Origin of the sequence: Janthinobacterium sp. Mn2066 (genome assembly GCF_049319705.1) — a bacterium.
Lineage (GTDB): Bacteria > Pseudomonadota > Gammaproteobacteria > Burkholderiales > Burkholderiaceae_D > Janthinobacterium.
Genome location: NZ_JBMOUF010000009.1, coordinates 204,499 through 229,472, shown reverse-complemented (window position 1 = coordinate 229,472; position 24,974 = coordinate 204,499). Strand labels below are relative to the sequence as shown.

The following is a 24,974-nucleotide window of genomic DNA, read 5'->3' as shown; positions in this document are numbered from 1 at the left end:
GAAAATGCATATTTGATGCCGGGGGAGCAGTACTGCCCCTCGCACCTATCAGGCCGACAGTTCCCTGCGGATGATTTCTGCGCCGGCACTCAGGGCATGCAATTTGCCTCTTGCAACGGCGCGCGCCAGCGGCGCCATGCCACAGTTGGTGGAAGGGTAGAGCTTGTCGGCATCGACAAACTGCAGCGCCTTGCGCAGGGTGTTGGCGACTTCCTCTGGCGTTTCAATGATATTGCTGGCCACGTCAATCGCGCCGACCATCACTTTTTTGCCGCGAATCAGTTCAATCAGGTCGATCGGCACATGCGAATTGTGGCATTCCAGCGAGATGATATCGATATTCGATTGCTGCAGCTTGGGGAACGATTCCTCATATTGACGCCACTCGGAGCCCAGCGTATTTTTCCAGTCCGTATTGGCTTTGATGCCGTAACCATAGCAAATATGTACGGCGGTTTCGCATTTCAGGCCTTCAATCGCCCGTTCCAGGCTGGCAACGCCCCAGTCATTCACTTCATCAAAGAAGACATTGAATGCGGGTTCGTCAAACTGGATGATATCGACGCCGGCCGCTTCCAGTTCGCGGGCTTCCTGATTGAGGATCTTGGCGAATTCCCAGGCCAGTTTTTCACGGCTCTTGTAATGGCTATCGTACAGCGTATCGATCATCGTCATCGGACCTGGCAGCGCCCATTTAATCGGCTGCTTGGTTTGCTGGCGCAAAAACTTGGCGTCGTCCACAAACACCGGTTTCGGACGGCTCACCGCGCCAACGACGGTCGGCACGCTCGCATCATAGCGGTCCCGAATCCTGACGGTTTCACGTTTTTCAAAATCAACGCCGCTCAGATGCTCGATAAACGTGGTGACAAAATGCTGACGGGTTTGCTCGCCATCGCTGACAATATCGATGCCTGCCTGCTGTTGTTCATGCAGTGACAAACGCAAGGCATCCTGTTTGCCCTCGATTAATTCCTCGTCTTGCAATTTCCACGGCGACCACAGTTTTTCAGGTTGTGCAAGCCAGGACGGTTTCGGCAAGCTGCCGGCGGTGGAAGTAGGCAATAATTTTTTCATGATAAATAATGTCGTGTATGTTGGTTAATCAGAGCGCGTAATTGGCAGCCCATTGTTCAAGGATATGTTTGTAGGGCTTGATGAAATGCTCCTCTGTATATTTCCCCTGCTTGACAGCCAATTGGCTGCGCTCTTCGCGGTCATAGACAATTTGCGTCGATGAGTAATCCTGATGCTTCAGGCTAGGCTGATAAACTTGCCCCGCTGCCGAATTGGCATTGTAAATCTCGGGCCGGTAAATCTTTTGAAACGTTTCCATCGTGCTGATGGTGCCGATCAGCTCAAGATTCGTGTAGTCGCCCAGCAAATCACCGATAAAATAAAAAGCCAGTGGTGCAAAACTGTTTGGCGGCATGAAATAACGGACTTGCATGCCCATTTTTTCGAAATATTGGTCTGTCGACGAAAATTCATTTTGCTGATATTCCACGCCCAAGATGGGATGCTTATTTTCAGTCCGCTGATAAATCTTGCTGCTCGAAGCACTGATGCAGATCACCGGCGGCTTCTTGAAGCGCTCTTTGTACGTAGCTGAATTGACAAAGTGCTTGAACAGCTTGCCGTGGAAATCGCCAAAATTATCCGGGATGCTGAAACCGGGTTTATTATTGTTATGCTCTGGCAGCACTACGCTGAAATCGTAATCGCGCACATAAGAAGAGAAGTTATTGCCTGCAATGCCATCAATGCGTTCACCGGTTTTTGTGTCGAGGATATTCGGTTTCAATATCTCGATCAATGGAAGAGGATTATTGCCGCCTTCACCACCAATATTCATTTCAACCGAAATGATTTCGAGTTCGACAGAATAGCGATCTCCGTTCGGATTGTCCCAATGCGCCAGATTATTGAAGCGGTTGTCGATCATCCTCAGGGTATTGCGCAGGTTTTCCTGGCGACTCGCTCCTCGGGCCAGATTGGCAAAGTTGGTCGTCAGGCGCGTACTCTCCGATGGATGATAGTTTTCATCGAAAGAAATACTCTTGATGCTAAATTCAAAATCTTTGCTCATGGTGATCTGGTGTCCTGATTTCTGCGAAAAAATCTGAATAGGCGGATGGCGTATTCAGGGCTTTACAATTTTTGTTCTTTTCAAGCCGCGACCACCTCTTCGGCGGTGGCATGGCGTGCAGGCTGCGTCAATCCGAGCAAGGGCAATGCCCGTTGCACCGCCAGTGCGGCGCGCTGGATCAGGGCCTCGTCCTGCAGACGGTAGTCGAGGAAATCCTTGTCGGTCGCGTAGACGCCCAGCGGCAATGTGCGGGCCTGGAAAAAGCTGAACAGCGGCCGCAACTGGTGATCGATCATCAGCGCATGGCGCTCGCTGCCGCCGGTGGCCGCCAGCAGGACGGGCTTGTCGATCAGGGCGTCCTGGTCAATGAAGTCGAAGAAGTGCTTGAACAGTCCCGTGTAGGAGCCGCGGAAAACCGGCGTAGCCACTACCAGGATGTCCGCCTGCTCGACCGCGACAAGTTCGCGTTCCACCGTCTCGGGCAAATGGGAGCGCCAGCTGGCACCGGCCAGTTGCGGTAGCAGTTGCCCCATTTCGACCAGCCGTTGTTCGCACGGGAATGCGTCGGCGATCAGATCCATCAGGTGCTCGGTCAGGGCGGCAGCCTTGGAGGGGCGTTGCAGCCCGCCGGAAACCCCTACTAAACGCAGTGGACGTGTCATTTTTGCTTTCATATCGATAGCTGCGCGAGGACAAGGAAATGCCAGCAGCGAGGGGAGGATGATAGCGGTGGGGATCGATGAAGTATAATGGTTTTATTTCATACATCCATGAATGAGGCTCATCTAAATGCTTGAACGCATCCATCTCAGCATCGTTCAACAGGTCGAGAAGCAAGGGTCGTTGACGGCTGCCGCAGGCGTGCTGAACCTGACCCAGTCGGCCCTGAGCCACAGCATGAAGAAACTGGAACAGCAGCTGGGCACCGACGTCTGGCTGCGCGAAGGGCGCAACCTGCGCCTGACGCAAGCCGGCCAGTACCTGCTGGCGGTGGCGAACCGGGTGCTGCCGCAACTGGACCTGGCCGAGGAACGCCTGGGCCAGTTCGCGCAGGGCGAGCGCGGTGCGCTGCGCATCGGCATGGAATGCCACCCTTGCTACCAGTGGCTGCTCAAAGTGGTTTCCCCGTATCTGAGCGCATGGCCCGACGTGGAAGTGGACGTCAAGCAAAAGTTCCAGTTCGGCGGAATCGGCGCACTGTTCGGCTACGAAATCGACCTGCTGGTCACGCCCGATCCGCTGTTCAAGCCGGGGCTGAAGTTCGAACCCGTATTCGACTACGAGCAGGTGCTGGTCGTGCCCAAGGGACATGCCCTGGCGTCGGCGGCCTATGTGAAGCCCCAGCAACTGACCCAGGAAGTGCTCATCAGCTACCCGGTGGATATCGAGCGCCTCGACATCTACAATCAGTTCCTGCTGCCGGCCGGTGTCACGCCCAAGCGCCACAAAGCCATCGAAACCACCGACATCATGCTGCAGATGGTGGCCAGCGGCCGCGGCGTGGCCGCCCTGCCGCGCTGGCTGGTCGAGGAATACGCAGCCAAGATGGACGTGGTGCCTGTGCGGCTGGGTCTGCGCGGCATCGCCAAGCAAATCTTCCTGGGCGCGCGCGAGACGGACACCGCCACCGACTACGTGCGGGCCTTCATCGAACTGGCACGCCAGCCGGTGATCGCAGAAGCTAACTGATGAACGCCTGCGTCGAATACAAACCGCTTCCGCTGCCCGCCAGCCACATCACGCACGCCTATTCCCTGGAAGTCAGTGCGAAAGATATTGCTGCCTTGAGCGCAGCGGCGCCCCGGATATTACCCGCGACCACCATTTCCATTCCCTATCTGCCACGCGAAGACAACGCGGCACGGCTGGCCGCCGTGCAGGCCGTGCGCAGGCTCGGCTTTGAACCGATGCCGCACTTTTCTGCGCGCCGTATCGCCTCGCTCGCCGAGTTTGAATCCTTCGTCAGCCGCGCGGCCGCCGAAGCCGGCGTCGAGCGCTGCTTCGTGATCGCTGGCGATCCATCCACCCCGATGGGCCCGTTTTCCGACAGCGCTTCGCTGATCGAAACAGGCGTGTTCGAGCGCGCAGGCATCAAGCTGATCGGCGTAGGCGGCCACCCGGAAGGCCATCCGGTCATGAGCACGGCAGAGCAATGGGAAGTGCTCGAACGCAAGTGCCACAGCATCGTCCAGCGCGGCATGACACCCTTGATCGTCACCCAGTTTGCGTTTGATGCCGACATCGTCCTGACATGGTTAACAGCGCTGCGCGAGCGCGGCATCGACCATCCCGTGCGCGTGGGCGTGCCGGGCCCCGCGAACATCGCAGTGCTGGCCCGTTATGCCGCACTATGCGGCGTCAGCGCCTGCGCCTCGATGTGGTCCAAATACGGCGTCTCCATCGGCAAACTGTTCGGCACGGCAGGCCCCGATATGTTTGTGGATCGCCTGGCCGCCGGCCTGACAGCAGCCCATGGCAAGGTCAGCCTGCATTTCTTTCCATTTGGCGGGATTGCGCAGTCGGTGAGGTGGGTGGAGCAGTATCGCGCTCGCGCCAAGCCAGGGCCCTGAAGATCACGTCGCATGCACCATGCCTGGGGAGATTATCCGGCCAGGTATTCCCGCCAAATATAGTCGTAAATTCTCCACGGGCAGGAATGAAGTAAACGGCATAAATTCATACCGATAAAGTCGTAAATTCTCCGCCGTATTTACTGATTTTTCTATGTTTTCTGTCTAATAAAGTCGTAAATACATCACGAACAGCAATTCTGGGACTCGATCACTCGCCGGATGTTGGCGCCGACGAATTTTTGACCCACATCCGTAGCCAGCAAACCTGCGTGCAGCAACAGGTCCAGATGTTTTGAGTTGGCTCAGTTGGAATCGACAGCTCGGATCAATTTGACGTCGGCGCCAACAGCAACTCAACAGCAAGGGTATCTAATACTAAATAGGATATAGCTTGGCCAGGCATTTGCTGATTCTGTCGCGCCATGGCGCAGGTACTGTGCCTAAGTCTCTTTTAATTTCTGATATGACGCGAAATCCATTCTCAAGCCTAGAAATTTCTTTCAATATTTGACTGCAATCACCAGCCCTAGCAGCCGCCAATGCGATATCCGTTGCATGCCAATTAGAACGACTGAAGGCAGCAACAAGTTCGTGGCGCAACGTTTGGCTTTTTCCCCAATATTCGAATAAAAAAAGTTTGAAAAAATCGGATGCAATGTCTGATTTTTTTAGTTCTAGATAAACCGATGGATAGGCGACAGCGACGAGTTTAGATACTGGGTCCCGATAAACACGGAATAGAAACGGAAGTATTGTGGCGCAGGACTTTTCGAAAGACTGGCGACTTATCTTTGCAGAATCCCACAAGAGATTGGAAGCCGCCGCCACGGCAGCTTCGTCGTAGTCGACTCGCCTACGTTCGACAATCGCGTTCGCGATATCCTCAACAGCTAACAAGAAATTTTTCCTGATAGCCGATGGCAAACTGTCAATGGCTAACAAGTTTTCAGTCACTACTTCTCCTGGCACTTGGGGCCCAAACCCTACCTTGACGATCCAAGATGCGCTTACTCGCGCGCCCAACGTGGTGATTAACGTCCCGAAGACGTCCCTAGTTCGCAAGTTAGTTTTCTGGATCAGTATCTTCTGCAAAGCTTTAAGCGCAAGTTCTTCAGCCACAATGCCATCTACATATGGCAGAAGTTTCATAGCAAGATCCACAGTCGTCGTACCGTCTACAACATCACTCTCAATTATTCTTAGGAGAGCATTCACGCTTTGAATAGTATCTCGCAAAAGTAAGTAAATGATCGCGCCCCGCTGTTCAGCGAGCATCATCGATCTAAACTCGTTTTGCGAGGAGATGTCCAGAATTCGATGCATATGCGCGAGGCGACGAGTCGAAGACAACTTCGGCGAATTGAGTATCCAAAACACGTTTTGGTTTGTCGGCGTTAACAGACAATCGAGTAGAGCAAGTGCGCCGGGTGAGTCTACAAACTCAGCAACTTCGTCGCAAATTTCCGGTACAACCCCGAGCAATTGAGCTCGTCTACTTATGGCCTCATGAAGCCGGATCGCAGAGAGAGCATTGGCAGCGTGGAGCAGTCTCACTTCCTTTACTAACTCTTCATGGCTGAGTTCCGCGATGAGGATAGCCGCAGCCTCCGCTTGAAAATCGTTGGTAAGCAAGCGTAGGAGCCGACGCTTTGCTTCATCTAGCGTAGTGTGCGACGCCTCGGCTAATGCTACGCTAAGAGGTTCGATTAGCAATGGAAAATTACTTAACGCAGTGTCTGCAAATGAGGCACTGAGTAAGAGCAATTGAAGAAATGTTTTAGGCTGTAGTTCGGCACTCTGTGAAGCCGAAACCGCATCTAGGTTCTCCGCGATACCATCTCCAACGGCTCCTAGTAGGAGATCCGCTCTTCGTGCAGTGGCGAGCATTTCAGCATTTGCAATAGCATCAATGGGCTGTCGTTTCGCGAGCTGAACGGCGGCGCCCCGGATGGATTTTGCAACCGAAAGCTGAACACGTATATCTTTGAGCTTGTCAGTCAGCGCAAGCAAAAACCGCCATGCCTCGCTTGACGGGAGCATCGCTATCGCTTTCTGGGCAGCCTTACCTAGCTTTGGCTCAAGCTGTCTGATAGCATCTATATTGCGACTTGATCGACTGTTGGCGATATCCAAAAGTCCAAGAGCAGCGTTGGGCGATGTCTCCAATCTTTCCTGAAGCTCGTTCCAAAGCAGTGAAATTCTGAACTCAGCCTCAGTACCACCGTCTTCAGGCATCAAGTTAACGATTGAGTCATTGCGAAGAAGCGTCGGATCAGAGCTATCGAACATCCGCTCAATGATTTGAGCGGTCCAACGGTGGCGCGCGGCAAACTGCTTATTAGCGTCAATTTTTCGACCAGACCAATCGTGGAATCGAGATCTCGCTTCTTTTGGTGCAAACATCAGGTCGAAGCTGCGACCCGCGATGGTCCGTGGAGACAACGCAAAACTAGAGACCGCTAAGCTACGTCGCAGAGCTGGCCAAACTCCTGCTAACACTCTCAGCGTTATGGCACTCGCATTCGAGGAATCAAAAACCACAATAGGCTTACGTTCTTCGAGAAATAATGCCTCCACCAGCTCCACCGCCTCCGCCCGAGGGACATAGGGGAGTGTGTCATCTTTTTCGAAAAAATCAACTGATCTGGCAGAGTCCCAAGGGCCCTCTTGCACGAGGTTCGCGGCCAGTCCCACGATATTTATCCCCGTCATCCACTCTCTCATCGGAACTATAAAACTGCGTGTTCGAACGCAGCCAGCGCGTGGAGCTTCAAGGTCTTGCCAGGTACATGCAAAAACGTAGTGCAAACCCGATGGCAAAGGGTAGCAAGTAAAGTACGGCTCGAACTTTTCGTCAGGACGAAGCGGCCCAGCGACGTCGGACAAGCGGTCGATAAGGTCTTGATCTGTCTTTGGCAACGTAACCGACGCGGATAGAAGCTCATGTCCGTGTCGGTATCCGTGCAGTTGCTGCTCAAGTTGGTTCATCTTTCTTTCAGTTTCCAATGACCCAGGCTACCGGCATCGTTACGTCCGGGTCCGCGTGCACTACCGCATCTAGTTCATAGGTAACGGAGCCGCTTTGCGCCATAATCATCCCTTCATATCGTTTCTGAAAAGCTTGGTCTCGCTGAAGATCGCCACCAACGATACTAACCCCATAGACCTGCAAGTCTATATCTTCAACGTCCTCCAGCATTCCCGCGAAAAGCGGAAACTGTTCACGAAGATAGGCGCTTGGTCCCTGCGCTTGCAGTTCCTTGTTCAGCGTATCCCATGCAGTCACGACCACAGCGACGCGCGGTTTACCTCCATTCGGCTTACAGGCTAGTTTGTTTTGAAGCAAGCGCAACAACTCACACAAAGTGACTTGCGTTGGCAACTCAGTACTGTTGTTTCCAGCTCCAATAGGTAAGCGAAGTATGTCACGAGAAGTGACCCAATTGAAAGGTTGAACGTTTAGTGGAGAATGAGCACGTACAAATAAGAGTGCTCCATCGGCGCTTTCTAGCTCATCCACCCATTCTTGAGGAAGCTCTGAATTTTTCACTGCATCTCTCCAGAGCTCACCTGTAAAATCGGGCACAATCAGTTCCGTGGGTATAGCGCCATCGACTGCTGTCAGCGGGACGCAAAAATCCTGACGCGCCATATTTGTGTCAGTACGGCCTGCAAATTTCCCTTGCAATAAATGCTCACAAATACTCTCTACGTACTCAATATTACGAGGCATGCCTGCCCGTTTTAGGGTACCGTTACCTGCCTTAAGCGAAGCCCAGAGCCTTCCAACGTAATTACTCTTACCGGTCTCCGGCCCACCTACCAAAATGATCGATTTGGGCTTCATTGGACAATCCCGTACTTCAAAAATTCACGATGCAGGTCAGGTCCAGTTTCGACCGGCCATGGATTAGGACGCTCGGCGCTACTATTTAGCGTCTTATCGATAAGGTCTGCTATCCCAGCACCAGGTTGGACCTCGGTATCTGAGAATGAAGCTATTGAAGCAAACTCAATCGTCATCCCGAATGTTTTTCCGTATTCTTGAATGCGTTGCAATCCCGAGTTTGGGAAATCCCCTTTGTCGCGCCAAGTCGCGACAAGAATAGTCCGTGGCCGGGCACCTAGCAAAAGTGCTGCTAGCCGCTCAATGAGGTTGGTCATGCGGTGAATTGCTACCTCACGTGTACCAGGCTGCAAAAAATCAGCTCCGTTGACCATCAGCCAGATCGCCTCAGCGGATCTTAAAAACTCAAATCTTGCCGAGTCTCCAGCGCTAATCAACGTACGCGACCACTCGCCGGGAAGATCCGGCAAAAGTAAGTCAAACTTCCGTCCGTCAGCATCGCGCTTCATTCTAAGATGTAAGAAGCCAGCTTGCCGGTCGTCAGCAAGCTCAGTGTGCGATGTCATCTGCTTCGGAGCGCTTCCGTCATTCCATCTACGGCTTCCCCTAGCTATCTCCTCAAAGGCCATAAGCGTTTTGCTGTCCAAATAACGAAAGCCGCTCATCGCACTATGCGCCAATAACAAGTATAGGCTCGTGATACAAGCCGTCTTCCCTGCATTCGGCAATCCGACGATGCCAACCATATTGACATACCGTTGGCTCATAAACAGATTCGTCTCGTGTAGGCCCATTGTTCCGCTACGAGGCAAGGATGGCTTTACTTCCGGTGCCTGAAGGACTGCGTCCCCGCTGATACCAGAGGACTGCTCGCTAGGCGTCGAAGATGATTCGTCCACAGCTATTCCAAAGTTCTGTGTTTCGAAGTCTCCACCTTTTACGCGCGCTATCGTTGCTAAATGGGAAGGACATGCTTCCGGAGGATAGCTTTTCATGCAGGTGCCAGTTTGCGCGAAAGTACACTCTGGTTCGTCACAGATCTGATCGGTCATAGCCCGCCCGCTGTTCCAGTCAATTGATTGTGTATCGCCCCCTCAAGCAGAGCCCTAGCCCCCCACTCCGACGGTCGTATCTTTGCTTCTGCCATTGTGTGGTCGACGGTACCGCTGACGATCGCTGTTATCAGCGGGAACACGGCAGTGCAATCACTTGAAAGTCCATTAAGATGGACCGTGATCTTCTCTTTGTAAGGCTCAAGCTGGCCAACAATCTCAGCGAGGGTGAGTGGTTCACTATCATCAACGTGACGAAACACGATGTGCCGATGAGCATCAGCGGGAAGCTTCCTAAGTTTCGCCGCGGCGTCCAAGCCCGCAACCACAGCGCGAACAGCACTTGGCAAACCGCGCAAAGGTTCATCCAGAATATCGCTTCGATCAGACATAAGCCACCACATAAAATCAAGCTCTTCTCGATCAAGAGCCGCGTTGTCGCGTACGACTGTGAGCATCGGCTCAACAGCACGACTAAAAGCATTGTTTACCTTAACGCCCTGCACTGAATCCTGATCGACGTTAACAGGACCGATCGATGGTATAGGTCGACGTCGACGAGAAGCGGCGCCAGAGCGAAGTACCCTAGCACGGCTCGCCTCAAGTAAGTCCTGACGCAATCTCTCCACTTTAGTTTGGGCTACCACTGGTTGAAACCATAACGCAGACCAAAATGCTGCAGCGAGCGCGTCAGCAATTTCCCAACCGCCGCCTTCATCTGCTGCGTTGACGAAATCAATGGCAGCAGCAAACAGCATTACTTTGATCTGCAAAATCCCTTCGCCATCTGATCGGACGAAGGACGACGCATGCTTCTGAATAGTGGTCTCGCCTACGATTGCGATAGCGTCAGGCAGGGTCGAGCCATCGACTATTGAAGCCGCGATATTTGAGGCATTGCTGATCGCCGACGCGTGTGTCATGGCTGCATACCAGAGCTTTAAGTCGTCAACAACGCGCTTTCTTTTCTCGACCCAATCATCGTCTATGCCCGTATTCAAGATCCGAGCGTACTCCCCCATCTTATTCATGTTCTTCCCTTAAGGTTTCGCGCCTCTCCAGCGCGTACTCTACTTTTTCCTGAAGCTCTTCAAAACGGTTTGCATCTACAATACTTCTGAGAAATTTACCTTCCATCTCATGGTTTAATCTGCCCGATATCTCGCTTGGCAATGCGTTAAGCTCGAAGAAAATACGGAGACGTTCCCCTTCCGCCAAATCCCGGAAAAATCGCAAATAGATATTTTGGTAGGCAGATTCATCCACCTTACCGACAACGGTAACTTTCTTGGGGGGCTGGATGATCTCCACGCGCGAGGAGTCAATGGGCACAGATGCGAACGGTACTGCTGGCTTAGGAGCCATAAGAAAGTTTGGCGATCCAAGAACGATGCGCGAATCCTTGCCCCCTAAGCGTTTGTCATCGCACTCGAACCGCTTCATTTCGTCGTTCCACGCTCTCGCATGCAGTGTGACGGCCAACGCATCCTCGGCCTCATCCCAATCAAATTCAATAATATTGTAGGCGTACGTGTAAGTGCCATCCAGCTTGTCGGGGGTAGTTGCGCCGGCAGCGAGCATCATTAGATCTCGACCAGGTTCTACATTTTGAATATTCACCGCAGCAAGGTGTTCGTGCCCCGAGATGAAAACCCTGGCCCGACCACGTAGAAACTTAGTCATGTCCGCAGCGTCGGAATACCAAGCAAGTGGATGATGAGCCAACACAACGAGCTCTTCACCGATGGAATCAGTTAACACACGCTGACGAGCACCCAGTAAAAGTTTTCCGTACTCCTCGCGGTCTTTAGTGCATATCAGCGCAGAATTTAGCCGCACGAATCGGATTGCACGACCCGGCCGCAATTCCACCCGACGTTCGGCGGTATTTTTTCCATCGCAGTCCAACGGACACTGGTATGCATCGGCGAAGCGACGATATTCGGCGAACCTGACGTACAGTAAATCCCGATCAGACTCTAGCTCCAAAAACGAATCTAATCTGGCCTCACCACCATCGTGGATGGCATTAAGCACAAGCTCAGACATCCCCTTAATCGTGCTTCGATCAACATCATGGTTCCCAGGAACCATCTGAATATCTGCTGCTGTGCAGCCTATGCTCTCAGTCAGTTCATCCAGCCAGTTGCCGGCGTCATCGTATTCGTGCCGCTTACCGGCGTATGCGATGTCTCCGGTAACGATGACTCCGGCAGCCTTTTTACCGGGCAATCCTGCGATCACTGCAGACGCGTCCTGGATCAACTTGTGGCGAGCGTCCTTGTTGACGATGAGATCGCCAACCCTTTTTTCTTGTCCGAAATGGATGTCTGAGAGATGTACAAAAATTGCTGCCAAGCCGACCTCCTGTTGTTCATTCGCAATTGTAAACCAGTAAACAAAAAGATAGGAGCATCAGCAGCCGACGGCCTCGGGAGAAATTGAAGCATTCCGCAAGATCGAAAGCTGTCGTCAACGCATGACTGGCTTCGCAAACCTGCCCGAATATGGCCGGATTAACTTGAGCATCTAAGGAGCCACTGATTAATTCGACTTTTCTTCCAAATCGTGTATGTAAGCTCTTGATTTGTAAGGTGACGGATTTTTAGAAACTGAATTAATCAGCGTTTCCCTAACAGACTGCTGAAATACTCGTGCCGCCAGCCGGTACCACTATCGAATAACGGTGGCAGTTGGTTTTGTCGTCGCAAGTGGGTATTCTCGGGGCTATTTCAGCAGTTTTAGGCTCATTTAGCGTCCAATCTCGGTTACTGCACTGACTGTAGGCGGAATTGCCCTAAGGAGCGTATCCGCACCAAACTGCTGAAAGATGGCCACATCGACACCGTAATCGGCCTGCCTGCTAATTTGTTTTTCTCCACGGGTATCCCAGTGTGCATTCTGGTGCTAAAGAAATGTAAGAAGCCCGATGACGTGCTGTTCATCAACGCCGCCGAGCATTTCGAGAAAGGCAAGCGCCAAAACAAGTTGCTGCCCGAGCACATCGACAAAATTCTCGACACCTACCAGTACCGCCGCGAAGAAGATCGCTATTCCATGCGCGTGTCGATGGAGCGAATCGAGAAGGAAGGCTACAACCTGAATATCTCACGTTACGTAAGCACCGCAAATGTTGAGGAGAAGGTCGATCTCGATTCAGTGTATTTAGAACTGGTTTCACTAGATCAGAAAATTGATGCAGCAACCAAACGGCATAATGAGTTCCTTAAGGAACTGGAGTTGCCATTACTGCCGTAATGAACACTGCTGTGATAGTGGCATTTGTGAAGAGTTTCCTCCGGGTGACGCGCATTCTGTAGAAGTACAGGAGGTCATTGAACGACTGGTTGACACGCCCAACGTCGTGCTAGAAAAGGTTATGCGACGCCCTTAAGCAACCGAATAGCGAGCTCTGGCCTAGGCGATAGCGTCTATGCGGTAGCGCGTCTATCGGTTCCATCCTGGTAGGGGCGAGTTGGCGTCGACGTTAAATTAACCTAGGTACCGAGATTCGTTATGCCCAATGAATTCGCACAAGCTTAGGCCCAGTGCGGCATTCCTTGGCGAAGCGTGGGTCAAGCACAATCGGTGCTGTGAGTCTATATGGCGTCGGCGCCAACACTATGATCAGCGACGACGCACGCTAACGTGCTGGCGTTCTTGGCTTACCTACACAATTTACGACTTTAATGGCTCATTTACGACTTTAATGAACCATTTACGACTTTATTGAGCAGGAATACCAGGTCATGGTGCTTGCACTACCTCACTCCACCGTCACCGACTTCGCCAAATTCCTCGGCTTATCCACATCCGTGCCCCGCGCCAAGGCCGTGTGGTACGCCAGCAATTGCAGTGCGCACACGTGCAGGATCGGTGACAAATCGCCGTAGTGTTCGGGCAGGCGGATCACGTGCAGGCCTTCGCCGGAGCTGATGCGCGAATCGACGTCGGCGAAGACGTACAGCTGGCCGCCGCGGGCGCGCACTTCCTGCATGTTCGACTTCAGCTTTTCGATCAGCGTGTCGTTAGGCGCGATGGTGACGACCGGCATTTCATTGGTGACCAGCGCCAGCGGGCCGTGCTTCAGCTCGCCTGCGGGGTAGGCTTCGGCGTGGATGTAGGAAATTTCTTTCAGCTTCAGCGCGCCTTCCAGGGCGATCGGGTAATGCATGCCGCGGCCCAGGAAGAGGGCGTTTTCCTTGCGGGCGAATTCTTCGGACCAGGCGATGATTTGCGGTTCCAGCGCCAGTACGGAAGCGATGGCGACAGGCAGGTGGCGCATGGCTTTCAGGTGGGCGGCTTCCTGTTCTTCGGACAGGCGGCCGTTGACTTGCGCCAGGCACAGGGTCAGCAGGAACAGGCCGGCCAGTTGCGTGGTGAAGGCCTTGGTCGAGGCGACGCCCACTTCCACGCCGGCGCGCGTGATGTAGGACAGCGCGCATTCGCGCACCATGGCACTGGTGGCCACGTTGCAGATGGTTAAGGTGTGCTGCATGCCCAGGCTGCGCGCGTGTTTCAGCGCGGCCAGGGTGTCGGCCGTTTCGCCGCTTTGCGAAATGGTCACGACCAGGGTGTTCGGGTGCGGCACGCTGTCGCGGTAGCGGTATTCGCTGGCCACTTCCACGCTGACCGGGATCTGGGCGATCGATTCGATCCAGTACTTGGCCGTCATGCCCGCATACGAGCTGGTGCCGCAAGCGAGGATCAGCACGCGGTCGATCTGCTTGAAGATCTTATAGGCATTGTCGCCGAACAGTTCGGGCATGATGGCCGTCACGCCTTCGAGCGTATCGCCGATGGCGCGCGGCTGTTCGAAGATTTCCTTTTGCATGTAGTGGCGGTACGGGCCAAGCTCGGCTGCGCCGGTATGCGCGTGCACGGTTTTCACGTCGCGTTCGACCGGCTTGCCGTTAACGTCGACGATCCAGCAGCGCGACAGTTGCAGGTCGACCACGTCGCCTTCTTCCAGGTAAATGATCTGGTCGGTGGTGCCGGCCAGCGCCATGGCGTCGGAGGCGACAAAGTTTTCACCATTGCCCAGGCCCACGATCAAGGGCGAGCCCTGGCGCGCGGCGACCACGCGGTGCGGTTCGTCGCGGCAGAAAACGGCAATCGCGTAGGCGCCGTCCAGGCGTTTCACGGCTTGCTGCACGGTGTCGAACAGGTCGCCGTTATACATATGCTCGACCAGGTGGGCGATGACTTCGGTGTCGGTCTGGCTCTGGAACACATAACCGAGGGCCGTCAGTTCGGCGCGCAAGGCGTCGTGGTTTTCGATGATGCCGTTATGCACCAGCGCGACGCGGGCGTTTTCTTCCGTGGGGGAAAAGTGCGGATGGGCATTGAAGTTGACGGGCGCGCCATGCGTGGCCCAGCGCGTGTGGGCAATGCCCGTGTAGCCGCTCAAGCCTTCTTCGGCGATCTGTTTTTCCAGTTCGGCTACGCGCGAGGTGGAACGCGCGCGTTGCAAACGGCCATCGGCGTGCACGGCGATGCCGCAGGAATCGTAGCCGCGGTATTCCAGGCGCTTCAAGCCTTCGAGCAGGATGGGAGTGATATTACGTTGCGCTACTGCGCCGACGATGCCGCACATGGAAACCTCGCGTTAGAAATAGATGAATGCCAGCATGCTAAAGCAGAGCGCATGAAATAAGCTTTCTAAATCCATTCACTTTTGACTGAATATTTCATGTATATTTAACGATGAAATATTATTTCATTTAATGCGATTTTCTTTTTAGATTCATCAAGACCATGACCGAGACCGCCATCACCCTGGACGATATTGATCGTCGCATCTTGAATGCCTTGCAAGTTGATGCAACGCAAACCAATAGTGAGCTGGCGCAAGAAGTTCATGTGTCGGCGCCCACTTGTTTGCGTCGCGTCAAACATTTGACGGAAACCGGGGTGATCGAGCGGCAAGTGGCCATCGTCGCGCCGCACATGGTGGGCGCGCGCCTGAGCGCCATCGTGGAAATCACGCTCGATGTGCAGGCGTTCGAGCGCATGGAACAATTTGAACAGCTGGTGGCCCAGGAAGCGGCCGTGCTGCAATGCTACCGCGTCTCGCCGGGGCCGGACTTCGTGCTGATCGTGCAGGTGGCCGACATGCCCGCCTACCACGCGCTGGCGCACCGCTTGTTTGCCACGCATGCCAATGTGCGCAACGTCAAAACGTATTTTTCTACCTTCCGCAGCAAGTTCGAGACGCGCATCGCCGTGTAATCGCTGCCCAAACAAGGATGCCGGCAAGTTATCCCGGCTTGTTAGTTCCCTTATGCACATCTTTATCCACAGGCATTCATGCCCGCTCACGCCCCAGCAGCATCGATTCTCTCTAAAAGTGCCCTGTGGAAAAATTGCATGAAAACAAGCTGGCGTTACTTATCCCATCTTATCCGCCGCTTGCCCACACACTAATCACAGGCTTGTGCACAGATTTACCCACAAGAGAAAAACAGCATCGATGCTAAAATAAACAATAAATTCAATAACTTACAAGTTATTCATCGATTATTCAACGATTACACACAAGCTTATCCACACTACAGATATGCAAATTCAGGCAGTGATTTTGCAATGCCATTATCAAGATTCACAACGCTGTCAGCAGCTGAATCACAGCAAACTTATCCCGTTTTTTCCACTGCTTTTACAGCAGTTTTACAATGCTTATACAAGCCTTATCCCGCACTTGTACCGGCGCTTGTTCACATGTTTATCCACAGTGAAAAATAATACCTCTAAGAAAGAGTCGCTAATCGTGCTCAGTTATCCCGACTTGTCAGCCCAATTTCCACAGATTTACCCACAGGCAGTCTGAAGGCAAAAAAAAGCCGCCAGCCCGTGCAGGCTGGCGGCGCAGTACGAAGTTAGGTAGCAGTATTATCTGACAGTATTACTTGGCGACCTTGACGGGACGGGTCCAGCCTTCAATCGTCACTTGCCTGGCGCGCGAAACGGTCAGCTTGCCCGCTGGCGCATCTTTCGACAGGGTGGTGCCGGCGCCCAGAGTCGCGCCTTTGCCCACGGTAACGGGGGCAATCAGCTGGCTGTCGCTGCCGATAAAGGCATCGTCTTCGATCACCGTGCGGAACTTGTTGACGCCATCGTAGTTGCAGGTGATGGTGCCGGCGCCCACGTTGACGCGCGAACCGATGGTGGCGTCGCCGATATACGCCAGGTGGTTGGCCTTGCTGCGGGCGGCGATCTGGCTATTCTTGACTTCGACGAAGTTACCGATATGCACTTCTTCCTCCAGCACGGTGCCGGGGCGCAAGCGCGCGTACGGGCCGATCAGGGAACCGGCGCCCACCACCGCGTCTTCGATATGGCAGAACGGCTTGATGTGCGCGCCGGCCGCCACCTTGGCGTTGACCAGCACGTTGTTGGCGCCCACGCGCACGCCGTCGCCCAGTTCTACCAGGCCCTCGAATACGCAGCCGACGTCGATGGTGACGTCGCGCCCGCAAATGAGTTCGCCGCGCACGTCGATGCGGGCCGGGTCGAGCAGGGTCACGCCCCGTTCCAGCAGGGCTTGCGCGATATTGTTCTGGTGGATGCGTTCCAGCTGGGCCAGTTGCACCTTGCTGTTGACGCCGGCGACTTCCCACACGGCGCCAGGCTGGGCCGAGGTGACGGTCACGCCATCTGCCACGGCCTGGGCCACGATGTCGGTCAGATAGTATTCGCCTTGGGCATTGTTATTCGACAAGGACGACAGCCATTTTTTCAGTGGCACGGTCGGCGCGACCATGATGCCGCTATTGATTTCGCGGATGGCGCGCTCGGCAGCAGTCGCATCTTTTTCTTCGACGATGCGCACGATGGCGCCGTTGTCGCGCACGATGCGGCCCAGGCCGAACGGATCATCCTGTTCCACGGTGAGAATGGCCAGCTTGTCGCGGCCCGCCGCTTGTACCAGGTGCTGCAGGGAAACGGCGCTGGTCAGCGGCACGTCGCCGTACAGGATCAGGGTGGGCACGTGATCGTCGAGCAAAGGCAGCGCTTGCTGCACGGCATGGCCGGTGCCCAGCTGCTGCGCCTGTTCGGCGGCGACAATCGGCAGCTCGTGGGTGGCATTGTATTGCTCCAGCAATTTCAGCACCGCTGCGCCCCCATGTCCATAAATCACGCATAATTTGGACGGCGCCAGACTGCGCGCCGTATCGATCACATGCGACAGCAGCGGCTTGCCCGCCAGTGGGTGCAATACTTTAGGCAGGGCAGATTGCATGCGCTTGCCCATGCCGGCGGCGAGAATGACAACGTTCATAGTCCGAATTTACCAGTTGAGAATATGAAAAATTTTAACACGCAGGCCCCCTGTTCCAGCCGCTTTACTTATGCGGTGCTGGCGCTGCTGCTGGTCGTCATGACGGCGTGCAGCGGTTTGCGCCTGGCCTATAACAATGGCGACACGGTGCTGTACTGGTGGCTGAACGCCTATGTCGACCTGGACCGCGACCAGAAGGACTGGGTGCGCGACGATATCGGCAAGCTGTTCGACTGGCACCGCAAGACGCAGCTGAAGGATTACGTGGAAATCCTGCGTACCGGCCAGAAGCAATTGCAGGGCAATGTCACGCAGACCGACCTGCTCGCCGACTATGCGGAAGTCAAGCAGCGCACGCAAACCCTGCTGCTGAAGGCGGCGCCGGAACTGGCCGACCTGGCCCGTTCGCTGAAGCCCGAGCAGATCGTGCAGATGGAAAAGAAGTTCAAGTCCAACAATGATGACTATCGCAAGAAGTACCTGAGCGGCGACCAGGAACAGCGCCAGAAGCTGCGCTATAAAAAAGCCATGGAGCAATTTGAACTGTGGTTCGGCAGCTTCAGCAGCGAGCAGGAAGCCGTCTTGCGCAAGGCCTCGGACGCGCGCCCGCTCGACAATGAAATCTGGCTCGATGAACGCATGCGGCGCCAGCGCAATGTCTTGAACCTGGTCAAAAAAGTACAGCAAGAAAAGCTCGGCAAAGACGCCACCGTGAGCCTGATCAATGGCTTGATCAAGGACAGTTTCGAGCGCCTCGAACATTCCGAGCGCCAGCCCTTCTTTGACGCTTATGAAAACAGCACGGCGCAATTTGTCTTGACCGCCATCAAGCTTGCCACGCCCGCGCAAAAAGCCCACGCCATCAAGCGCATGCAGGGCTGGATCGACGATTTCACTACCCTGGCCACGCAAGCCAAATAAGGGGGCTGACGGGCAGCGCCAGCAGGGGGCGCTGCCGGTGGGCAGGGGGCCATATGCTATAGTGGCCGCCATTGAATTGAAGAAATCCCCATGCAAAAGAAGATCAAAAAACCCGCCAAAGTCCCCGTCCACCACGCGCCGCCACCGAACCAGGTGCGCATCATCGGCGGACAATGGAAACGCTCCGTACTGCCTGTGTTACAGGCACTGGGTTTGCGCCCCACGCCGGACCGCGTACGTGAAACCGTGTTTAACTGGATCAACCACTTGCGCGATGGCGACTGGGCCAACGCCCAGGTGCTGGACTTGTTCGCCGGCAGCGGCGCGCTCGGTTTCGAAGCGGCCAGCCGCGGCGCCGCCGCCGTCACCCTGGTCGATACGCACACGCCCGTGATCCGCCAGCTGGAAGAAAACAAGAACAAATTGCGCGCCGATAATGTGCAGCTGCTGCGCGGCGACGCCTTGCTGACGGCGCACAGCCTGGCCGCGCGCGGCCAGCGTTTCGACCTGATCTTCCTCGACCCGCCGTATCAACAGGATTTCCTGGCCAAGGCCTTGCCGCTGTGCCAGTCGCTGCTGAAGGAAGGCGGCATCGTGTATGCAGAATCGGGCTTGTCGCTGGTGTTCGATGAAAACAATGAATTCGAACAACCGGACTGGATGGCGCCGTGGGAAGTCATCCGCGCCGATAAAGCGGGTACGGTTTACTATCATTTGCTAACTTACAACAAAGTGGCGGCAACTGCCTGAATCTGCCATTTTCTGCCTATAATTTAGGCAAAATCAGCCCCATCCCCAAGGCGACACCCCAATTTGAGGCATAATGCGCGTCTATATTGGTGCATCGTCAGGGAGCCGCAATGGTTGTAGCAGTTTATCCAGGAACATTCGATCCGCTCACGCGTGGTCATGAAGATTTGGTGCGCCGCGCATCGGGTCTGTTTGACAAGCTGATCGTCGGTGTCGCCGACAGTAAAAACAAAAAACCGTTTTTCTCGCTCGACGAACGCCTGGAAATCGCCAACGAGGTGCTGGGCCATTATCCGAATGTGCAGGTGGAAAGTTTTTCCGGCCTGCTCAAGGATTTCGTGCGCAAGCATGAAGCGCGCGTCATCGTGCGCGGCTTGCGCGCCGTGTCCGACTTCGAATACGAATTCCAGATGGCGGGCATGAACCGCTACCTGCTGCCCGATGTCGAAACCATGTTTTTGACCCCGTCCGACCAGTACCAGTTTATTTCGGGCACCATCGTGCGTGAAATTGCAGCGCTGGGCGGCGACGTTTCCAAGTTTGTCTTCCCTTCGGTCAACCGCTGGCTGCAAAGCAAGATTGCCGCCAATGCGGCGCTGCCCGACTAAGCAAGATTGTAATTAAGAGTGTAATCATGGCTTTATTAATCACCGACGAATGCATCAATTGCGACATCTGCGAGCCCGAGTGCCCGAATGACGCAATCTATATGGGCGCGGAAATCTACGAGATCGATCCCAACAAGTGCACCGAGTGCGTGGGCCATTTCGATGAACCGCAATGCCAGCAGGTATGCCCCGTCAGCTGCATCCCCTTCAATCCCGCCTGGCGCGAAAGCCGCGACGAGCTGATGGCCAAGTACGAGCGGCTCACCGCAGAGAAAGCCTGATCCGCTTTCCAGCGCCAGCATTCCTTCTTCAACATCGCGCCAGCTTCTGCCAACTGTTTTACACTGTCGACTGATTTATTGACCGCAGTGATTCTTTTGGAGGCAGTAGATGCACGGCAACAAGTCCCTGTTCGGCCGCCTCGCGGCCTTGTGCCTGTGCAGCGCCATGCTGCAACCCGCGCTGGCGGTCGAAGTGGGCGGCGTCAAGCTCGATGACACCGTGCAATTGGGCAGCCATGCGCTCAAGCTCAATGGCGCCGGCGTGCGCTACAAGATCGTGTTCCAGGTGTATACCATCGCCTTATATCTACCGGAAAAGAAAAGCCAGTTGGCCGACGTGCTGGCGCTGCCCGGCCCGCGCCGGCTGGAAATCGTCATGCTGCGCGATATCAGCTCGGAAGACCTGGGGCATGCGTTCACGCAGGGACTCGATCACAGTTCCGACCAGGCCGACCGCACGCGGCTGCTCAATCAAACCATGCAGTTCGGTGCGCTGTTTGGCATGGTGCCCGGCTTGAAAAAAGGGGACGTGCTGACGGTGGACTGGTTGCCGGAAGAGGGCGGAACAGTGTGCAGGCTCAATGGCAAGCAACTGGGCGATGCGGTGCCCGACCTGGCTTTCTACAATGCGCTACTGAAAATCTGGATCGGCGCCCATCCGGCAGACACCACCTTGCGTGCGCATCTGCTCGGGGACGCCAGCTGACTGATCAGGCGCGCTGGCGGAATTTCAGTTCCTGCTGCGCCAGACGCTCATCACGGCTCAGTTTAGGCCGTACCACCAGCACCATGGCGCGTGCGATACCCACCAGCAAGGGCTTGAACAGCAAGGCAAACGCACCGATGGCCACCATCGCGAGTGCGATCTGCAAGACGTTCAGCAGCGAGATATCCAGCACGGGTGCGGATACTGCGTAGAAGGCGGTGGCGAAGGTAGACATACTGTTCCAGTGCATTATAGAATTTGACGTACTATAGTGCAGTGCAACATATAAATCTAATTCCATTTTCTGATACCGATTATATGGTTCGTGAATGGTAAATTGTAATATTTTTTCACGAGTGAAATCATTCGCCCCCGGCGCGGTTTACACTCCGGTTTACACGCATACATTATTTCTCTGACTTCAACTTTCTTTACCTGGGCTTTCCATGAGTTTCCTGACGCTGGACCTGAACTTGCTGCGTGTTTTCGATGCCGTCATGACGGAGCAAAACCTGACGCGCGCAGCCGGCCACCTGGCGATGACGCAGCCGGCGGTCTCCAACGCCATCAAGCGCCTGCGCGAAAGCCTGGGGGATGAATTGCTGATCCGCACCGCCTATGGCGTGAAACCCACGCCGCGCGCCGAAGCGCTGTGGCCTTCCGTGCGCTCGGCCCTGGCCAGCCTGGAAGCAGCGGTCACGCCGGAAACCTTCGATGTGTCGAAAACGCATGCGACCTTCCGCATGGCCATGGCCGACGCCACGGCCGCGTTCTGGCTGCCATCCTTGATGCGGTCGATCGAACGGGAAGCGCCGGGCGTGAACGTGCGCATGATGCCGCTGACCACGCGCGAACCGCGTCCGATGCTGCTGCGCGGCGATATCGACCTGGCGGTGGGCTTTTTCCCTGGGGTGGCGGCGCAATTGTCGTACGAAACAAGTTCGCCGATCCGCCATGAACGTCTGTATTCCGGTAAATACGTGTGCGTGATGCGGCGCGGCCATCCGCTGGCCAAGGTGGACCTGACCCTGGACAACTATTGCGCGGCGAATCACTTGCTGGTCAGTTTTTCCGGCCGCGCCCATGGCCTGGTCGATGAAGCGCTGGCGCAGATCCACCGCGAACGGCGCATCTTGCTGACGGTGAACCAGTTCTTTACGGCCGGCAAAGTCGTCGCCAACTCCGACCTGATCACCGTGCTGCCGCGTCACTTGATCGCCTCGACGGGCATGACCGATTCCCTGCTGTACAAGGACTTGCCGCTGGCCTTGCCGGCCGTCCACCTGGACATGCTGTGGCACGAACGCGACGCCCGCAGCCCGGCCCACAAATGGCTGCGCAATCACCTTGAAGGCATGAACACGGCCACCTTGCGCTCGGCCACGGCTGCTGGCGGCGGCGTGGCCGCCAAGCCGCACGTCGAGTAAATCCTCAGCCCCCGCTGGAGCGGTAGCCCATCCGGAAACCGCCCCAGTGCTTGCCATCGACATAAATCGGCGCCGACAAGTCATGCATGACTTCGCCCGTGTCGCGTTTATACGTCTGCAATAAAAACGCCTTGGTATTGCTGCCGCAGCGGCTGCCCGTGCGGTCGCTGAAGATGCGTTTGGTGCGGTTGTGCACGATGTCGTGCTCGTAATCGCCCGTCAGCGGCTGTGAGAATTTCTTGTTGTGTGTGGGAAAGTATCCATTGTTATCGACGGCGCCCGCATACGCCAGTTGCGGCAGTGCAGCAAGCAGGCTTTCCTGCAAGTCAGGCAGCACACGGTCCGTAAACGCGTCAAATTTCGTGTTGTGCTTGGGTGGATCGGTGTTCGGGATGGCCCGGTAATGGCGGTCGAACAAGGCTTCGCGCGTAATCTTGCCGCTGGCGATCGCCTGCTCGAACAAGCGGCCGACTTCCTGCGCGGCGCGCTGGGCAGCGATGCGGATGGCGTCATGCGGCGTGGCGATCGACGAATCGCCCATGGCGCTGGCGATCACTTCGGCCCGTTCCGCCAGCGCCATCGCCGATTGCGTGGCGCGTGGCAATTGCTGATTGGTCGACAGCATGCTGTCGCGTATCTGCACGATGGCGTCGGCGATCACTTGCGTGGTGTCGACGTGTCCACGCGAAGCGCGGGCAATCTGGCCGATCTCGTCTTCCGACACGCCCGACGATTGCTCGATATGGCTCAGTGAACCATGCACGCTTTCCACATTGCGCGCCGCTTCCGTCACGCCGGCCGCCAGCGACTGCATGCCGCGTGCCGCTTTTTCGGATTGCTCATTGATTTCGCGCACCATCACGCTGATTTCATCGCTGGCTTCCTTGGTGCGCTGCGCCAATTGCCGCACTTCCCCGGCCACCACGGCAAAACCGCGGCCATGTTCTCCGGCCCGCGCCGCTTCGATGGCGGCGTTCAGCGCCAGCAGGTTGGTGCGCGCGGAAATATCGGAAATGGCTTCCGTGAAACCGCTGATGCGCCTGGATTTTTCCTGCAGGCTCAGCATGGCGCTGGACGCATCCTGCGCATGCTGGCGCGCGCTGTTGATGCGCTTCAAGCCCTGATCCACTTCGGCCCGCGCGGCCACGCTTTCCACCCGCACGCCGGCAGCCACGGTGGCGGCCCGTTCAGCGTTGGCGGCAATCTTTTCCGTGGTGCGGGCATTCTGTTCGGAACTGTCGGCGATATCGCTGGCCGTCTGCACATCGAGCTCCACCTTCTTTTTGACGGAGTCGACAAAATACGAGGTTTCGGCCGCGCCTATCATGATGTCGTCGATCGCGTGGCCTACGGTGTCGGCAAAGTGGCGCAAATCATCGCTGCCGCCACGCGGACGGCCAGCCAGCGCCAGCAGCACGGCGCCAAGCACGGCGGCCAGGATGGCGATCAGATACGGAGAAAGGGGCTGGGATGTTGCCAGCTGCAATACCACCACCAGGCAACAGGCCAGGACGATGGCCGCGAACGTGCATACCAGAAAGCGCACCCATGGATGCTGCAACTGCTTCATGTGTCCCCCGCTGCGGAATCCCGCGCACACCCCGGGCGGGGTGTGCTGCAGCCAGTGTGGGTGGGCACGATGCATCACCTCACACCCTGAATCGCCCTCTGCGTGGCGTATCAACGGCTACCGGGTAGCAGAATAATAGTTCCTACCCTACAACATTTAGCCTGTCAGCTCAATCGGAAAAGCGGATAGACTACATCGAGGTCAGATTGCTTTATTTGATGGGCAGCTTGGTGGTGTTCTTGACTTCTTCCATCACCGCATAGGTGTGGGTTTCGCGCACGCCTTTTTGCAGCAGGGTTTTGCCCAGGAATTCACGGTAAGCGGCCATGTCCTTGACCCGCGCCTTGACCAGATAATCGAAGCCGCCGGCGACCATATGACATTCCAGTACCTCTGGAATGATTTGTACGCTATGCTTGAAGGCGTCGAACACTTCCGGTGTCGTGCGGTCCAGCACCACTTCGATGAAAACCAGCAGCGAGACGTCGAGCAATTGCGGGTTCAACTGGGCTGTGTAGCCCATGATATAGCCCGATTCATGCAGCTTGCGCACGCGCTCCAGGCAGGCGGCAGGCGACAGGTTGACCCGTGCCGCCAGTTCCACATTGCTGATGCGTCCATCGCTCTGCAATTCCATCAAGATTTTCTTACTGATCTTGTCCAGCATTACCATCACCCCCAAATAAATATTATTTGGTTAAATTGTCGCATCAAAAACTATCTATTGCTAGCCCCCTGTATTACCAGAATTAATCCATAAGAATCCCCTTTACAATCGAATCATCTTATCGTCCGACTTTTCGTCTGTTTTTGCACCAAAAAGGAGCAAGAATTAGCGCAAGTTTCGTCTTATTTTTCCTTGTAAAGAG

Annotated in this window: 22 protein-coding genes and 1 pseudogene; 10 read left to right on the top strand and 13 right to left on the bottom strand. The window is 55.3% G+C overall.

Annotation, left to right across the window (positions count from 1 at the left end; all coding sequences use genetic code 11):
- Positions 1 to 48: 48 nt before the first annotated feature.
- The 3 genes from ACL9RI_RS19175 to msuE form a co-directional block, all read right to left on the bottom strand.
- Entirely contained in the window at positions 49 to 1,077 is a 1,029-nt protein-coding gene (locus ACL9RI_RS19175; protein WP_422728088.1) for a methionine synthase, read from the bottom strand.
- Between the two features lie 28 nt (positions 1,078 to 1,105).
- Entirely contained in the window at positions 1,106 to 2,089 is a 984-nt protein-coding gene (locus ACL9RI_RS19170; protein WP_422728087.1) for a DUF1852 domain-containing protein, read from the bottom strand.
- Between the two features lie 80 nt (positions 2,090 to 2,169).
- Entirely contained in the window at positions 2,170 to 2,751 is a 582-nt protein-coding gene (gene msuE / locus ACL9RI_RS19165) for an FMN reductase (RefSeq protein ID WP_422728086.1), read from the bottom strand.
- Positions 2,752 to 2,878: 127 nt separating this feature from the next.
- On the opposite strand from msuE, the gene ACL9RI_RS19160 reads away from it, so the two are divergent.
- Positions 2,879 to 3,778 carry a LysR family transcriptional regulator gene (locus ACL9RI_RS19160; RefSeq protein WP_422728085.1) on the top strand — a complete coding sequence of 300 codons (900 nt, stop codon included), beginning with the start codon at positions 2,879 to 2,881 and terminating at the stop codon, positions 3,776 to 3,778.
- Positions 3,778 to 4,659 carry a methylenetetrahydrofolate reductase gene (locus tag ACL9RI_RS19155; RefSeq protein WP_422728084.1) on the top strand — a complete coding sequence of 294 codons (882 nt, stop codon included), beginning with the start codon at positions 3,778 to 3,780 and terminating at the stop codon, positions 4,657 to 4,659. Before ACL9RI_RS19160 ends, ACL9RI_RS19155 begins: the two co-directional genes overlap by 1 nt.
- Before the next feature lie 378 nt (positions 4,660 to 5,037).
- Here the strand turns inward: ACL9RI_RS19155 and ACL9RI_RS19150 are convergent, their stop codons facing one another.
- From ACL9RI_RS19150 to ACL9RI_RS19130, 5 genes are read right to left on the bottom strand one after another with little or no spacing between them, the layout of a single operon-like run.
- Complete coding sequence (locus tag ACL9RI_RS19150; protein ID WP_422728131.1) at positions 5,038 to 7,650, bottom strand: hypothetical protein; 2,613 nt, start codon at positions 7,648 to 7,650, stop codon at positions 5,038 to 5,040.
- Positions 7,651 to 7,657: 7 nt separating this feature from the next.
- Entirely contained in the window at positions 7,658 to 8,509 is an 852-nt protein-coding gene (locus ACL9RI_RS19145; RefSeq protein ID WP_422728083.1) for a hypothetical protein, read from the bottom strand.
- The gene (locus tag ACL9RI_RS19140; protein ID WP_422728082.1) at positions 8,506 to 9,504 is read right to left on the bottom strand and encodes a TRAFAC clade GTPase domain-containing protein; all 999 of its coding nucleotides are present in this window, start codon (positions 9,502 to 9,504) and stop codon (positions 8,506 to 8,508) included. Before ACL9RI_RS19140 ends, ACL9RI_RS19145 begins: the two co-directional genes overlap by 4 nt.
- Positions 9,505 to 9,557: 53 nt before the next feature.
- Positions 9,558 to 10,592: a GTPase-associated system all-helical protein GASH gene (locus tag ACL9RI_RS19135; protein WP_422728081.1), complete on the bottom strand. Its 1,035-nt coding sequence runs from the start codon at positions 10,590 to 10,592 to the stop codon at positions 9,558 to 9,560.
- Entirely contained in the window at positions 10,585 to 11,919 is a 1,335-nt protein-coding gene (locus ACL9RI_RS19130) for a metallophosphoesterase (RefSeq protein ID WP_422728080.1), read from the bottom strand. Before ACL9RI_RS19130 ends, ACL9RI_RS19135 begins: the two co-directional genes overlap by 8 nt.
- Before the next feature lie 444 nt (positions 11,920 to 12,363).
- On the opposite strand from ACL9RI_RS19130, the pseudogene ACL9RI_RS19125 reads away from it, so the two are divergent.
- A pseudogene (locus ACL9RI_RS19125) lies at positions 12,364 to 12,819 on the top strand (N-6 DNA methylase); the annotation flags it as partial.
- A gap of 508 nt (positions 12,820 to 13,327) precedes the next feature.
- On the opposite strand, the gene glmS reads toward ACL9RI_RS19125, so the two are convergent.
- Complete coding sequence (gene glmS, locus ACL9RI_RS19120) at positions 13,328 to 15,157, bottom strand: glutamine--fructose-6-phosphate transaminase (isomerizing) (protein WP_422728079.1); 1,830 nt, start codon at positions 15,155 to 15,157, stop codon at positions 13,328 to 13,330.
- Between the two features lie 161 nt (positions 15,158 to 15,318).
- Between glmS and ACL9RI_RS19115 the strand changes: the two genes are divergently transcribed.
- Positions 15,319 to 15,792 (top strand): Lrp/AsnC family transcriptional regulator, encoded by a 474-nt coding sequence (locus ACL9RI_RS19115; protein WP_422728078.1) that lies wholly within the window; start codon positions 15,319 to 15,321, stop codon positions 15,790 to 15,792.
- Positions 15,793 to 16,465: 673 nt separating this feature from the next.
- Here ACL9RI_RS19115 and glmU read toward each other — a convergent pair.
- Entirely contained in the window at positions 16,466 to 17,842 is a 1,377-nt protein-coding gene (gene glmU / locus ACL9RI_RS19110) for a bifunctional UDP-N-acetylglucosamine diphosphorylase/glucosamine-1-phosphate N-acetyltransferase GlmU (RefSeq protein WP_422728077.1), read from the bottom strand.
- Between the two features lie 24 nt (positions 17,843 to 17,866).
- Between glmU and ACL9RI_RS19105 the strand changes: the two genes are divergently transcribed.
- The 5 genes from ACL9RI_RS19105 to ACL9RI_RS19085 all read left to right on the top strand — a co-directional run bounded on the left by ACL9RI_RS19105 (position 17,867) and on the right by ACL9RI_RS19085 (position 21,108).
- Complete coding sequence (locus tag ACL9RI_RS19105) at positions 17,867 to 18,763, top strand: DUF6279 family lipoprotein (RefSeq protein WP_422728076.1); 897 nt, start codon at positions 17,867 to 17,869, stop codon at positions 18,761 to 18,763.
- A 90-nt stretch (positions 18,764 to 18,853) separates the two neighbouring features.
- Positions 18,854 to 19,513 (top strand): 16S rRNA (guanine(966)-N(2))-methyltransferase RsmD, encoded by a 660-nt coding sequence (rsmD, locus tag ACL9RI_RS19100; protein ID WP_422728075.1) that lies wholly within the window; start codon positions 18,854 to 18,856, stop codon positions 19,511 to 19,513.
- Positions 19,514 to 19,623: 110 nt separating this feature from the next.
- Positions 19,624 to 20,121 carry a pantetheine-phosphate adenylyltransferase gene (coaD, locus tag ACL9RI_RS19095; protein WP_183744666.1) on the top strand — a complete coding sequence of 166 codons (498 nt, stop codon included), beginning with the start codon at positions 19,624 to 19,626 and terminating at the stop codon, positions 20,119 to 20,121.
- Between the two features lie 26 nt (positions 20,122 to 20,147).
- Entirely contained in the window at positions 20,148 to 20,402 is a 255-nt protein-coding gene (locus ACL9RI_RS19090; RefSeq protein ID WP_422728074.1) for a YfhL family 4Fe-4S dicluster ferredoxin, read from the top strand.
- A 109-nt stretch (positions 20,403 to 20,511) separates the two neighbouring features.
- Positions 20,512 to 21,108, top strand: a complete 597-nt coding sequence (locus ACL9RI_RS19085) for a chalcone isomerase family protein (protein WP_422728073.1) — start codon at positions 20,512 to 20,514, stop codon at positions 21,106 to 21,108.
- Positions 21,109 to 21,112: 4 nt separating this feature from the next.
- Here ACL9RI_RS19085 and ACL9RI_RS19080 read toward each other — a convergent pair whose 3' ends face one another.
- Entirely contained in the window at positions 21,113 to 21,343 is a 231-nt protein-coding gene (locus tag ACL9RI_RS19080; RefSeq protein WP_183679417.1) for a hypothetical protein, read from the bottom strand.
- 211 nt (positions 21,344 to 21,554) lie between these two features.
- Between ACL9RI_RS19080 and ACL9RI_RS19075 the strand changes: the two genes are divergently transcribed.
- Positions 21,555 to 22,535 (top strand): LysR family transcriptional regulator, encoded by a 981-nt coding sequence (locus tag ACL9RI_RS19075; protein ID WP_183679419.1) that lies wholly within the window; start codon positions 21,555 to 21,557, stop codon positions 22,533 to 22,535.
- 4 nt (positions 22,536 to 22,539) lie between these two features.
- Here the strand turns inward: ACL9RI_RS19075 and ACL9RI_RS19070 are convergent, their stop codons facing one another.
- Together ACL9RI_RS19070 and ACL9RI_RS19065 are read right to left on the bottom strand one after the other, a co-directional pair.
- Complete coding sequence (locus tag ACL9RI_RS19070) at positions 22,540 to 24,105, bottom strand: methyl-accepting chemotaxis protein (RefSeq protein WP_422728072.1); 1,566 nt, start codon at positions 24,103 to 24,105, stop codon at positions 22,540 to 22,542.
- Positions 24,106 to 24,316: 211 nt separating this feature from the next.
- Positions 24,317 to 24,772: an Lrp/AsnC ligand binding domain-containing protein gene (locus ACL9RI_RS19065; RefSeq protein ID WP_010393827.1), complete on the bottom strand. Its 456-nt coding sequence runs from the start codon at positions 24,770 to 24,772 to the stop codon at positions 24,317 to 24,319.
- Positions 24,773 to 24,974: the final 202 nt, after the last annotated feature.